Below are 12,499 nucleotides of genomic sequence, written 5' to 3' on the forward strand. Positions count from 1 at the left end.
ACCACCGTCTCCGGTCAGTTGACGACGGAGTGATTGCCGGCGACGGCGGGCGCAAGGATGATGTCGAAATTAGCTCTGGCCCAGTTTGATTTGCCGGTGTCGAGGCCGTCCGGAGTCGGCGTGCCTGCGGGTTGCTCCACGAAGTCTTTGATCAACGACTCCTTGACGCCGAATACGGTGTCGTGGCGGAGCAGTTCGTCGCCTCGGACGAAGATGTGGGTGACCAGGGTGCGCAGACCCGGGGCGGTGACCATGAAATGCAGGTGTGACGCGCGCATGGGAGAGCGTCCGGTCGCGGCCAACATGCGGCCGACGGGCCCGTCGTGCGGGATCGGATATGGGGTGGGGGTCAGCGCCCAGAACCAGTAACGGCCTTCCTCGTTGCTGAACAGATGCGCTCTCCCCGAGACCCGGGAATCGTCGTATTGGACGTCGTAGAAGCCGTCCTCGTCGGCCTCCCACACCTCGATGCGGGCATTCGGGACGGGATTGCCGTCGGTGTCGCGGACGGTGCCTTCGACCCAGCAAGGTTGACCGGCGGCGCCTCCGGCGACGTCACCGCCGTTGTCGATGAGCGGTGCGTCGTCGACGAAGAATGGCCCGAACACTGTTGCTTCGGTGGCATCACCGTGAGCGACGTTGTTGACGTTGATCGTTTGCATCGACGCCCCGAGTACGTCGGACAGCAGGATGAACTCCTGACGTCGGTCGTCGGTGATGTGTCCGACCTCGGTGAGGAACGAGATCGCGGTGTTCCACTCCTCTTCGGTCAGGCGGACGTCGCGAATGAACGCGTGCAGGTGCCGGACCAACGACTGCATCAGTTGCGTCAGTCTGGGGTCAGTGCAGTCGTCGAACGAGCGAAGCACGTTGCGCGTCAGGGATTCTTCGACGGCGATCTGGGCTTCGGTGAACTCGGTGGGGGTCGGAGGCTGTGCTGCGTCGGGGGCCATGTAGGTGTGTTCGGTCATGTCGGCTCTCGGTGGTCTGGTGCGGATACGTTTCTGCAGGCGACGAACGGTCGCGGTCTACGCGTCGAAGTCGGTGGGTACTTCGCCCGCCCATGCCGCGCGCAGGAGGGCGGCGACCGCTGCGTGTGTGATCGGGCGAGGATTGCCGTAGGAGCGGCTTGTCGCCTCCTCGGCGATGCGATCGATGTCGTCTTCTTTCATTCCCAGTTCGGCGAGAGTGCGCGGCGCTTTCAGATCGCCGGCGAGTTCCCACAGCCTGGTGGCGGGGTCTGCGGTACCGGGGAGTGCCCGAGAGAGTGCTGCGACGGCGTCGGCGGCGTGGGGCTGGTTGAACGCCAGAACGTACGGGAGCACGACGGAGTGGGTCGGGGCGTGCGGAAGGTTGAGGGTGCCGCCGAGCGCGTGGCACAGCTTGTGGTGCAGCGACATCGTCGTGGCGCCGAGTGTCGAGCCACACAGCCACGCCCCGTAGAGCGCGTCGCTTCGGGCTTGCGAATCCGAAGGCGCGGCAAAGATCTTCGGCAACGCGGAGGCCAGTGCCCGCACGCCGTCTTCGGCCATCAGAGCGATGATGGGACTGATGTCGGGCGCGTAGAGTGCTTCGACCGCGTGTGCCATGGCGTTGATGCCGCTGGTGACGGACATCTCGACCGGAAGGCCGATGGTGAGGTCGGGGTCGTAGACTACGCTGCGCGGCAACACTTTCGGGTCCCGTCCGGTCTCCTTGCGTCCGTTGGTCGTCATGCCCCAGACGGGAGTCATTTCGGAACCTGCGTAGGTGGTGGGAACTGCGACGATGGGCAGGCCGTGTTCGAGGGCGATGGCTTTGCCCAGTCCGATGGCCGAGCCTCCGCCGACGGTGACGCAGCCGTCGGCGCCGAGAGTCACCGCTTCGGCGCTCGTGCGTGCGGCGACCTCGGCAGGAACGTGCATCACGGCATCTGCTCTGGTGCCCACGCACCGGTTGCCGAGGATGGAGGCCACCAGCTCCGCAGTCTCTTCCTGGCCCGGTGAACAGAGAACAAGGACGCGATCGAGTCCGAGCTGATCGAGTTCGTCCGGTAGTGAGGTGAGTGCTCCGGCACCGAATCGCACCCGCATGGGGTTCGCGTCGTACAAGAAGTCATAGGTCATCTGGTTCTCCTGGCGCATGCCGACTGGTTTCGCTGAGGCTTCCCGCTACCTCGCCCGAATCGACTAGTATCGTGTCGTGGACAAGATGTTCACACAGTACCATCAACTTAGCCAAGAGAGTGACCCACGCAACTGCAGCGCAGTTCTGGGTGCCAACCGGTGTCGGCATGATTTTGGCGGTCGTGAACAGTGGCGCCGTGCCGCTGCAGATCGGCGCGAGCTACGCAGGCCCTAGACATGGAGGACAGTCCGACCAGTGAATGCCATACAACTTCTCACCAAAGCTGGTCAGATCGTCGACGAACTTGCGCGACTCGGCCCGTCAACACCTGCGGAGCTGGCCAAAGTGGTCGCCGAACCGCGCCCGAGCGTCTACCGCATCTTGACCGCGCTCGAGCAGATATCTGTCGTTCGTCAGGCAGGCGAGGGTCGACTGGAGCTAGGAATCGGGCTGTTGCGGTGGTCCGATGCTGCGGTGGAGGCATTCGTCGACAAGGGTGAGCTCCGCCGCCAGCTGCGGTGGGTACGCGAACAGCTGGGGATGAACGTGTTCTTCTGCGTACCTCACGAACATGGCGTGCTCAGCTTGGACCAGGTCGAGGGCGCCGTGGTGGACATGCTCGATCTGGGGCCGGGGCGGATGCTTCCACGATTTGCCGGTGCGGCGCCGCGTGCCCTGTTGGCGTTCGAGAGTCCGGACGTGCAGGACAGCGTATGCGCTGGTGCGCCGTTCGGCCGGCTCGCGTCCGGCACTCCGATGACGGCGCAGGATCTGCGAGAGCTGCTCGACAACACGGTCGCGCGCGGATGGAGCGTCGACGACAGCGAAGTGGTCGAAGGTGTGGCATCGGTGGCGGTACCGGTGCGTCGAGACGACGGAGGTGCAGCGGGCGCAATTGCCGTGGCGGGTCTGCGGGAAAGTGTGTTGGCACAGGAAGACGTAGCTGGGCAGGTCCTCACCGTTGCCGCCGAAGCATTGGCTGCTGCGATGGCTCGCGCGCAGTCGACGGGCCCTCGGTCCGACTCGGCACACAACAGGACGGCCCAGCCGTCGGAGACACGCGCCCCTGCATTGATCGTGAAAGCCGGCGCGCTGATGGAAGCGCTTGCGCGCGAACGCATCGCCACCTCGACCCGCCTCACGGAAATCCTTGACGAGCCGGTCAGCTCGGTGTACCGCATGCTCGCGACCCTGTCCGAGATCGGCTGGGTCGAACAGATCGGGCACAGGGGCGCATACCGCGTCGGCGGTCGGCTGCTCTCGCTGTCCGGCGAATTGACCCGTCGACTCGACATTCGACGCGCCGCGGGGCCGGTGCTGCGTGCAATTCACGAGGCTACGGGCGAGACCACCTTCATGTGCGTTCGGCACGGGACGCGAGCGGTGTGCATTGAACGCGTCGACGGGATACGAGTGAACAGCCGCGTTCTGCGGCTGGGTCGGTCGTTGCCCTTACATGTCGGCGCCGCGCCGCGGGCGCTGCTTGCGTTCGAAGACCGCGCGGCGTGGGACGAGTACGCCTCCGCGGCGCTCAGCGAGGACCTGCTGCACATGGGTTCGCGCTCGACGCTGTACGCCGAACTCGATGAGATCCGATCGCTCGGCTTCGCGCTCAGCGACAACACCGTCACCCCCGGGATCGCCGCGGTCGGTGCCCCGATCTTCGATCATCGCGGTGAAGTTGCCGCCTCCTTGTCGGTCAGCGGCCTGCGCGACGGCGTACTGACACAGCCAGCGCACGGCCGATCCGTGACGGATCTGGTGCTCTGGGGTGCAGCCGAACTCTCTCGCTACCTGGGCTTCGACGTCGCACGACTATCCGAGGCCCCCCGCTCCTCGGCGTCGAACACGCCACCTTCTTGACCCCCTACAGAGCAGCATGCAACACTATGGACGACTCGTCCACTCAGTGACAGTGGCTTGCGGCACTCGCTGACCGAATCCATCGGATTCTTTCTGCCCGGTGCCACGTGTACCTCATCGAACACCCGCGACCGCCCGCACAAACAAGTTCTCGCACACCGGAGCGGTCCCAAAGCAACAGGAGACGATGTGTCCGATCCGATCGTGGTGGGCCTGCTCGGCATCACCCACCCGCACGCGTCCGCGCGAGTGCGAGCACTGCGCGAGATCAACGGCGTCTCCGTGATCGCCGCCGCCGACGACGACTCCCGCCTGAAGTACTTCGCCGACAAATACGACCTCGAAGCCCGCAGCATCGACGAAGTGCTCGGCGATCCGAGCATCAACGCGATCATGGTTCACTCCAAGAGCCGCGACATGGTGCCCCACGCGCTGCGAGCCCTGGACGCGGGCAAGTCGGTCGTCGTGGAGAAGCCGGGCGGCGGGACCGTCGCCGATCTTCTGACGTTGCGCGACGCCGAGGCTGCCGCCCAGCCCGGCCAGATCGTGCAGGTCGGCTACAACGTGCGCCTCGCCCCGTCGGTGACACGAGCCAAGGAACTGATCGAGTCCGGCGTCATCGGCGAGGTCGTCACCGTCTCCGCACGCGGAGCCGCACTGGCCGGGGAACACCTCACCGAGCACCTCAATCAGCCCGCCGACATGGGCGGTGTGCTCTGGATCCTCGGATGCCACATGCTCGACGCGCTGGTACGGGTTTTCGGTGCACCCGAGTCGGTCAACGCACGAGTACACAAGAGCGCTCGCCTGTCGGACGAGAAGAGCCGCGAGGATTCGGCTGCCGTACTGCTCAACTACCCGGACATGTCGATGACGTTCAGCTTCGACGGTCACGACCGGCTCGAATGGTTCGAGAGCTCGCGCATCATCGTCCACGGCACCCACGGCATGATCGAGGTCGGCATCCTCCCGCAGAGACTGAAGGTCTACGTCGACGCAGACCGAGGCGGATACAGAGCGGGGTGGACAGAATGGACACAGAGCCACTTCACCCCGCCCTTCGCCCGCACCGAGGCGAACAAATTCTCCGAGCTCCCTGAACTCGAGAACATCAGTAACTTCCACATCGAAATGCAGGGCTGGATCGACAGCATTCGTACCGGCGCACCCAACGTCGCACCGGTGTCGGACGCACTGTCCGTCGCTCGCATCGTAGATGCCTGCTACCGCTCCGAGAAGTCGCGCGGCGCCGCCATCGACGTGGAGTCGGCGTGAACAACCAGAACGAGGACACCATGACACCGGAACTCATCGCCACCTGCTGGGTCAGCGCAGGAAACACAGCACCCGGACTCCCCGACGAAACCAGCCCGGTGCCCATCGAAGAGCGCATCGCCTTGGTCGCCAAGACAGGATGGGCCGGCATCGGCCTGGTACACACCGACCTGATCAATGCGCGCGACACCATCGGCTACGACCGCCTGGCGCAGCTGATCCGCGACGCGGGCATCGGAACAGTCGAGGTCGAATTCCTCGACAACTGGTGGACCACAGGCTCCGAACGCGCCGCCGCGGACCGCGTACGCGCAGACCTGTTCGAAGCTGCCACCGCGCTCGGTGCCTGTCACATCAAAGCCGGCGCAGGAATGACCGACGAACCCTTGCCTTTGGCCACTCTGGTCAGCGCGTTTTCCGACCTGGCCGACGAAGCAGAAGAAGCGGGAGTCCGGCTGGCCCTCGAGGCAACACCGTTCTCCCATCTGCGCACCACCCATGAAGCCGTCGACGTGGTGACCGGCTCCGACAGCCCCTCGGCGGGACTTCTGGTCGACATATGGCACACCTACAAAGCGGGCCTGTCGCACGACGAACTCTACAAAGTGGTACCGATCGATCGCGTCGTGCACGTGGAAATCGACGACGGTACGGATGAGCGGCGCACCGGCTTGGCCGCTGTCTTCGACGACTCGACCAACTACCGCAAGTACTGCGGTGAAGGCGCATTCGATACAGCGACGTTTATCCGTCGCACGCTCGACGCCGGCTACACCGGCATGTGGGGCGTCGAAATCATCTCCGAAGAACACCGCCGCACCCCCGTCGAAGAGGGTCTGATCAAAGCACGCGCCACCGCACTCGCCTCGTTCGAAGCGGCCGCCAGACTGTCCTGACGTCCCGATCGCACTTTCCGAATGTCGTCGCACCGCGGACGACCGAACCCACCTATAAACCTAAATCCACCGATCGACTGATGTGTCCGTGCTGAGTTTCGTTGTGCGGCAGCGAGTTGGTTACGGACGTGGGTGATCGTCCGACCTGCGTGTCGGGTTGTTCCACTGGCTCTTTCGCGTCGAGGGCGGGCAGGTGTCGCGGACGTTAGACGATGATCGGGTGATTGCGGCCGAACGTTCTGTCGAACAGTGTGTTCCATGGTGTTTCCCACGGCCAGTCGGTCGGTAGGTGCAGCGTCAGCCGTCGGGCGGAGGAGGCGATGCGGGCGGGGACCGAGACGAGGGTGCGCCGGATGGTGCCGGTGGTCGCTTTCGTCAGCTTCGGGTCAGCCGTGAGGGTGCCGGCGGCACGGGTCAGATTGAACGCCATCACCGCGCAGACCAGCCAGGCGGCGTTCGCGGCGAACCGGCCCGAGGGCAGATGCGCGAGGGCGGAGTTCTTCAGGTCCGCGTGCACCTGCTCGATGACGGCGTGTTGGCGGTGGGTCTTGTCGGCGTCGACGGTGTCGAGGTCGTCGGGGTCGGTGGTGGTGAAGAAGGCGTGGAACCGCCAGATGTCGAACAACGTGCCCTGGCCCTGGTCCTTGGGCGGTCGCAGGTCGGGGATGCGGCGCACCACCAGCCGTCCGGGGATCTGGTGGGCCTTCTTCTGCGAGGCGAACGCGGTGAACGGTATCTCGGCGACCTCCGCCCGCGAGATCCAGGTGTCGGTGTCCTCGTCGTAGAGGGCGTCGGTGTATTCGATGGGTGTCCACGCGGACTCGTCGTCGATGGATGCGATCGCACGTTTGATGGTGGAGGTCAGGCGCACGGTGACCGACACATCGGCGCCGGCGCGAATCGCGGCACTGATGGTGGGATGGCCGTAGAAGGCGGAGTCGCCACGGACCAGGGGCTTCGACGCGCCGTGGCCGTCCGCCCCGCCGGCCTGGGAACGCAGCCGGTCGACGGTGGCCAGCGAATCGGCGACCATCCGGGCGGCGCCGCGTGCGGAGCCGCAGGCTCCTCGGCGTAGGCGTTGACCGATGATCACCGGCGCGCAGGTGTCGGTGGTGACGGTGGCGAGCAGGGCGTTGAGCCCGCGGACGCCGGAGTAGCCGTATCCGGAGCCCTGTTTGCCGTGGCCGTGGACCTCGATGATCGTGTCGTCGATATCGACCATGATTCGCCCGGTGTCGATGCCGCTGACCAGCGGGGTCTTCTCGGCGAGAGCGCCCAGGAACCGTGAGGCGACGGCGTCGAGTTGCCGCACGTGCCCGAAGGTGAACTCGCGGAGGAACGATCCCAGCGTCGACGGTGCATAGGGGCGGTCGAAGACGGTCCCCATTGCCCCGTGCCGCAGGATCGCCAGGTCGGCGATGCTGTCGGCGCCGGCGACCATCCCGCCGATCAGGGACCCGATCTTGCGGCCCGGGTTGGCGCCTTTGTCGGTGGGCACGCTCAGGTGCTGATCGGCGAGCGTGAGCAGGCCGCTGGCCTGCGCCAACGCCATCACCGGGACCAGTCCCGCGGTCGCCACCAAATTCGGATCGTCGAACCTCGCCGCCGAGACGGGTCGGGTGTGAGATAGTTGCATCCGCGAGATGTCCTTCCGCGTGGCTGAATCTGACCCTCGAGAAGTCTCATTCTTCCACTACGACAGGGCATTTCGCTTTTATGACACTCTCACGCGCTCATACCAATCGGTGCTTCCAGGATAAAGGATCGACGTGTCTTCCACCAAACTACGTCTCGCCCTGTTCGGCTCCGGCCGCATCGGGCAGGTACATGCCCGTAACATCGCGGACCACCCTGAGCTCGAGCTGGTATTGATCGCCGACCCGTTCATCGACGGTGCTCGTGCACTGGCTTCACGAACCGCCGGGCGCGCCGTACAAGACCCCGACGAGGTCTTCGCCGACTCGACCCTCGACGGCGTCGTCATCGCCTCACCGACGCCCACCCACGTCGATCTCATGTCCACTGCTGCAGCGCACGGTCTGGCCGTGCTGTGTGAAAAGCCCATCGACCTCGACATCGACACCGTCCTCGACTGTCGCGAACGCATCAAAGAACATGCCGTCCCGATCATGCTCGGCTTCAACCGGCGCTTCGACCCTCACTTCGCCTCGATCCGCACGCAGGTCGCCGCCGGAGCGATCGGTGCCCTCGAACAACTCCTGATCACCAGTCGCGATCCCGCACCCGCACCGCGGGACTACATCGCTGCGTCGGGCGGAATCTTTCGCGACATGACCATTCACGACCTGGACATGGCGCGCTTCTTCCTCCCGAACATCGTCGAAGTGTCGGCTATGGGCACCAATTCTTTCCACGACGACACCAAAGCGCTCGGCGACTTCGACGCTGCGACGATCATTCTGCGCGGACGCGACGGCGAAATCGTCAACATCACCAACTCGCGCCACTGCGCTTTCGGATACGACCAGCGCCTCGAAGCGTTCGGATCCACCGGAATGCTGACTGCCGGCAATGTCGCTCCGACGACGGTACGCCGGTACGGCAGCAACGGCACCGAGGAAGCCCCCGCATATTTCCCGTTCTTCCTCGAACGCTACGCCCAGGCCTACCGCGCCGAACTCGACGCGTTCGCCCTCTCCATCCGCACCGGCGACCCATGCTCACCCGGATTCGACGACGGTGTGGCCGCACTCGTCCTCGCCAACGCGGCCGCGGAATCGGCTGCTACTGGCAAGACCGTCGCCATCACCGACTGACCGTCCCCCGTCGGTTATCCGCCCACTGGTCGGGTGAACAATGGAACATCCAGAAGTGGCGGTGCGGGAATGCCCGAGCATGTCCCGCATCGCCACTTCGATCAGTTTGCATACGCTCCGAGGGCTCCGACCATCGCTGTGCCGTCCCGGCCCAATCGACGTCGAACTGAAGTTGTTCTCCTCTGGGTACCTGTATCGGTGCGATTTGGATCGATCTCTTCGCTGAGGCTGTCGGCCTGCTCGTGCCGATCGGCGTGCAGATAGTAAGACGCATCGAGATAGTGGTGCTCGCGCAGCATGATGGCGACGTCCATCCCGTCTTCGAGCGCTCGCCAGTGCTGTTCCCATTCCGGCTTCCGGGTCCGCGACATGCACCGCATCGCTGAAAAGCGCGATTCGGCCTCGTGACCAGGTCGGTAGCGTGGCAGGTGAAAGACGTGCGTAGGTGCGATGCACGTCGAGGCCGTCATGATCTGCGCGAACGTGGGCGAGCGCCGTCCGGCCCCTGCCGCAAGTCGAGATCTCATTCCTCCGTGGACAGAACCTCGAAGCTGCGTGCGGGAATCTTGCGAGGAGAGCGCCGTAAAACCACGCGTTGCGTCTATGAAGTGGATGCTCCTATTGCTGTCAAGCCGTGTCGACCAGGTACTAGGGATCTGGACTGCTGCTCGCGGTCGGTGAGCCACCGCGAGTAGTTGGCGGCGAGATCGGGGCGAGGCGTTGCCCGATCTCCGGACGTCGCACGCGCTGGTAGGGAACCGCGAGTGCGGTTGCCACCGTGGCGATCGGGATTGCCGGTGTTCGGCGACGTTGTCGAAGTCGGCCTGTGCCGCTATTCACCGGCAGCGTATTCCGGATGAGCTTGAAAACCTCGCGCGCGACGAAGCGTTTGCGGCGAGTGGATGATCTCGCGCTCGGACTTGCCCCCTGCTGTGCACCGCGCAATGCAGTCGACGGTGCGCGTGTCACCGGCGGACATCTGCACGAGCACGATGCGATGGATCGCGGAGTTGGCGGTGCGGTCACCGCCCCGGAGGGTTCGCTCCGGGCCGTGACCGGGAGTCGGCCGTGATCGAGATAGTGCGGCAACGAGTTTCACGCTGCCGAGATTTCTGTAGGAACCGCGTATCTGTCCGGTGCGGTCACCAGCAGAGCACGGATCTGGTTCATCGCCGCGCCTGGCGCCTTGCGAGCCGACGACCGTTCGGCGAGCAGGATCCGCATCGATTCGACAAGCCCGTCGCGGCCTTTCGGGGTCGGCCGCCCGCGCCCGGACAGTGCAGCCAGGCTCAACGTGCTCGTGAGGCGATCGACCTCAATCATCATACAAAGATCTGCCCGACTCCATCGACGCGAAGAGTGGAAAGGTGCATATCCGCTGTTCATCCCCGGTGAATCGAGACGAAAAGCGTGAGGGACCGCTGACGTGAGCTTGACCACAGCGCATCTTTGTCGTACATTTCTGGCATGTCGGAAACCACTCGCTCGAAGCAGCGCCTCTCTGATGTCGTCGCTCAGACCCTTCAGGACGAGATCCTGGGTCTTGCTGTGGGCGAGCGGCTTTCGACGGAGGCCGAACTGGCCGAGCGGTTCGAGGTCAGCCGGACGGTGGTCCGGGAGGCGACGCGACTGCTCGTCCAGCGTGGTCTGGTCGCGGTGAGCCCGGGGCGGGGAATGACTGTGGCGGCGGTGGACGGCAGTGTGATCGCCGAACAGTACGGTCTTCTGCTCCGGCTGAGCGAGGGGTCCTTCGAGCAGTTGATGGAGCTTCGGCTCGTTCTGGAACTCGAGATGGCTGCGCTTGCTGCTGCCCGGCGCACCGACGACCACTTGGCCGAGCTGACGCGGCTCAATGAAAGGTTGCAGGCGGCGGACCCGTCGACATCGGAGTTCCTGGACGCGGACCTGGCCTTTCACGAGCAGATCGCGCAGGCGAGCGGAAACCCCTTCTTCCTCCTGGTCATGAGGCCGGTCAACGACTACCTCAGTGACTCCTACAGCGCCGGCGCCGGGTACCCGTCCGAAGCCGGCCACACTGTCCAGGAACATCTCGAGATCGCCCAAGCAATCGCAGCGGGCGATCCGGCCCGGGCACGGTTCGCCGCGGAGAACCACCTCCGCCGGATCGTGCGCCACCGGGCCACGCTGACGTCCTCCCGTCAGAGGGAATGACCGACACCACGCGCTGACGGGGCGAATCGCCTCCTCCCGGCTTACCAACACGTACTCGATCACTCTGCGAAGTGATCGTGGCGGCCAAACATGCCCCGAACCACCTTCCGGGGCGCTGCAGTGACCGCATATGCCTGCAGCACAACTCAACTCGTCCATTCTCGGTGACGCCGACGGGTGGTATACGCAGAAGGAACGACATGGCAATCGCACGGACCGCTTCGCACAGGCGCGGAGTCGTAGTCGCCATCATTGGCGTGATTCTCCTGCTGACGGGCTGCTCGACAGCCCAGTCGGATCGATCGGCAGTCGATCCGGCCGCACGGGAGGCGGCGGTGGAGAAAGCACGCGGCGGCGCGGCCGAACTCCTCGACGCAGGAATGCACGACAACCAGTGGACGGGACCGGAAACCAGCCCGCCGCCCCGGCCAGGCCTCAGGATCACCCTCATCCCGGAGCAAATGGCCTCGACCGGGTCGAGTCGACCGGCCAAGGCCATCGAATCGGAGGTCAAAAAGCTCGGCTGGGTACCGAAGATCTCCGACGGCCAGGGCAAGCCGGAGGTCCAGCTCAACGCACTGAACACGGCTGTGGACGAGAAGGTCGATGCCGTCATCCTCATCTTCGTCGACACCACCCGCGTCCAGTCCGCGCTCCAGCGTGCCCTTGCGGCGGGCGTCAAGGTGGTCACCCTCGGATCACTGAAGAACACCCCCGACACGGTCCCGGATGTGTCCTTCGACTGGGTGCGTGCCGGAGAGTCGGTCGCGCAGTACGCGGTGTGGAAGAGCGGCGGCGATCTCGGCATGCTGCAGATGCGCAATGCCGACCTGTACATCGTGGTCAACGGCCAGTACAAAGGCTCGCAGGACTACCTCGACACCCCGGGGAACTGCCCGGGATGCGACGTCGTCACCCAGGACTGGAGTCTGGCGACCTTCGAAGATCCGACGATCGGCCCCGCCGCGCAAGCGGTGGCCACCAGGCTGGCGAACCCCCAGCTCAACTGGGTCTCCTGCTTCGACTCCTGCCTCTTCCGCGTCAGCAACGGCCTCAATCGCGCAGGGTTCACCGACTCCGTTTCCGGCGCCGGCTTCGATTGCAACCCGGAGAACCTGGACATCATTCGCGCCGGCGGCGTGCAGAAGGTGTGCTTCGCCGACCCGCGAGAATGGTTGGCCTACGCGGCAATCGACAACGTCAACCGCATGACCAACGGCCTACCCGCGTTCGACTTCACCGAATCCATCCCGGTCGCCTTGTTCGACAAGGACTCGCTGTCCCAGCTCCCGCCGGACCGGTCGGCCGAACTCGAAACCAAGGGATGGCAGGGCAACTTCGACTTCCGCGCGAAGTTCGAGCAGCTGTGGGGGATCGGATAACACATGGTCACCGACCGAGAAACGAGAA

11 protein-coding genes are annotated in these 12,499 nt (G+C 64.8%); 6 read left to right on the forward strand and 5 right to left on the reverse strand.

The features are described 5' to 3' along the window. Positions 1–14: 14 nt before the first annotated feature. Positions 15–971 carry a dioxygenase family protein gene (locus JWS14_RS29270; RefSeq protein ID WP_241031495.1) on the reverse strand — a complete coding sequence of 319 codons (957 nt, stop codon included), beginning with the start codon at positions 969–971 and terminating at the stop codon, positions 15–17. 57 nt (positions 972–1,028) lie between these two features. Continuing rightward, a complete protein-coding gene (locus tag JWS14_RS29275) occupies positions 1,029–2,105 on the reverse strand; it encodes a maleylacetate reductase (RefSeq protein ID WP_206014986.1) in 1,077 nt (358 codons plus the stop codon). A gap of 256 nt (positions 2,106–2,361) precedes the next feature. Between JWS14_RS29275 and JWS14_RS29280 the strand changes: the two genes are divergently transcribed. From JWS14_RS29280 to JWS14_RS29290, 3 genes are all read left to right on the forward strand, one after another. Next, positions 2,362–3,969 carry an IclR family transcriptional regulator gene (locus tag JWS14_RS29280; RefSeq protein WP_072937589.1) on the forward strand — a complete coding sequence of 536 codons (1,608 nt, stop codon included), beginning with the start codon at positions 2,362–2,364 and terminating at the stop codon, positions 3,967–3,969. A 189-nt stretch (positions 3,970–4,158) separates the two neighbouring features. Then, positions 4,159–5,244 carry a Gfo/Idh/MocA family protein gene (locus JWS14_RS29285; RefSeq protein WP_095863552.1) on the forward strand — a complete coding sequence of 362 codons (1,086 nt, stop codon included), beginning with the start codon at positions 4,159–4,161 and terminating at the stop codon, positions 5,242–5,244. A gap of 20 nt (positions 5,245–5,264) precedes the next feature. Further along, positions 5,265–6,140 carry a sugar phosphate isomerase/epimerase family protein gene (locus tag JWS14_RS29290; protein ID WP_206014987.1) on the forward strand — a complete coding sequence of 292 codons (876 nt, stop codon included), beginning with the start codon at positions 5,265–5,267 and terminating at the stop codon, positions 6,138–6,140. A gap of 205 nt (positions 6,141–6,345) precedes the next feature. Here the strand turns inward: JWS14_RS29290 and JWS14_RS29295 are convergent, their stop codons facing one another. Continuing rightward, positions 6,346–7,776: an IS1380 family transposase gene (locus tag JWS14_RS29295; RefSeq protein ID WP_206013571.1), complete on the reverse strand. Its 1,431-nt coding sequence runs from the start codon at positions 7,774–7,776 to the stop codon at positions 6,346–6,348. Between the two features lie 133 nt (positions 7,777–7,909). Here JWS14_RS29295 and iolG point away from each other — a divergent pair, with 133 nt between their 5' ends. Continuing rightward, positions 7,910–8,917 (forward strand): inositol 2-dehydrogenase, encoded by a 1,008-nt coding sequence (iolG, locus tag JWS14_RS29300; RefSeq protein WP_072937587.1) that lies wholly within the window; start codon positions 7,910–7,912, stop codon positions 8,915–8,917. 101 nt (positions 8,918–9,018) lie between these two features. Here the strand turns inward: iolG and JWS14_RS29305 are convergent, their stop codons facing one another. Both JWS14_RS29305 and JWS14_RS29310 read right to left on the reverse strand, forming a co-directional pair. Next, complete coding sequence (locus tag JWS14_RS29305) at positions 9,019–9,231, reverse strand: hypothetical protein (protein WP_206014988.1); 213 nt, start codon at positions 9,229–9,231, stop codon at positions 9,019–9,021. Between the two features lie 781 nt (positions 9,232–10,012). Further along, positions 10,013–10,243 (reverse strand): hypothetical protein, encoded by a 231-nt coding sequence (locus tag JWS14_RS29310; RefSeq protein ID WP_206014989.1) that lies wholly within the window; start codon positions 10,241–10,243, stop codon positions 10,013–10,015. A gap of 141 nt (positions 10,244–10,384) precedes the next feature. Between JWS14_RS29310 and JWS14_RS29315 the strand changes: the two genes are divergently transcribed. Then, entirely contained in the window at positions 10,385–11,089 is a 705-nt protein-coding gene (locus JWS14_RS29315; RefSeq protein WP_206014990.1) for a FadR/GntR family transcriptional regulator, read from the forward strand. 335 nt (positions 11,090–11,424) lie between these two features. Beyond that, a complete protein-coding gene (locus tag JWS14_RS29320; RefSeq protein WP_241031496.1) occupies positions 11,425–12,471 on the forward strand; it encodes a sugar ABC transporter substrate-binding protein in 1,047 nt (348 codons plus the stop codon). Positions 12,472–12,499: the final 28 nt, after the last annotated feature.

Source organism: Rhodococcus koreensis (genome assembly GCF_017068375.1).
Taxonomy (GTDB): domain Bacteria; phylum Actinomycetota; class Actinomycetes; order Mycobacteriales; family Mycobacteriaceae; genus Rhodococcus_F; species Rhodococcus_F koreensis.

Coding starts and splice junctions, on each gene's coding strand:
- JWS14_RS29270 (WP_241031495.1), bottom strand. CDS start 971: ATGACCGAACACACCTACATGGCCCCCGACGCAGCACAGCCTCCGACC.
- JWS14_RS29275 (WP_206014986.1), bottom strand. CDS start 2,105: ATGACCTATGACTTCTTGTACGACGCGAACCCCATGCGGGTGCGATTC.
- JWS14_RS29290 (WP_206014987.1), top strand. CDS start 5,265: ATGACACCGGAACTCATCGCCACCTGCTGGGTCAGCGCAGGAAACACA.
- JWS14_RS29295 (WP_206013571.1), bottom strand. CDS start 7,776: ATGCAACTATCTCACACCCGACCCGTCTCGGCGGCGAGGTTCGACGAT.
- JWS14_RS29305 (WP_206014988.1), bottom strand. CDS start 9,231: ATGGACGTCGCCATCATGCTGCGCGAGCACCACTATCTCGATGCGTCT.
- JWS14_RS29310 (WP_206014989.1), bottom strand. CDS start 10,243: ATGATGATTGAGGTCGATCGCCTCACGAGCACGTTGAGCCTGGCTGCA.
- JWS14_RS29315 (WP_206014990.1), top strand. CDS start 10,385: ATGTCGGAAACCACTCGCTCGAAGCAGCGCCTCTCTGATGTCGTCGCT.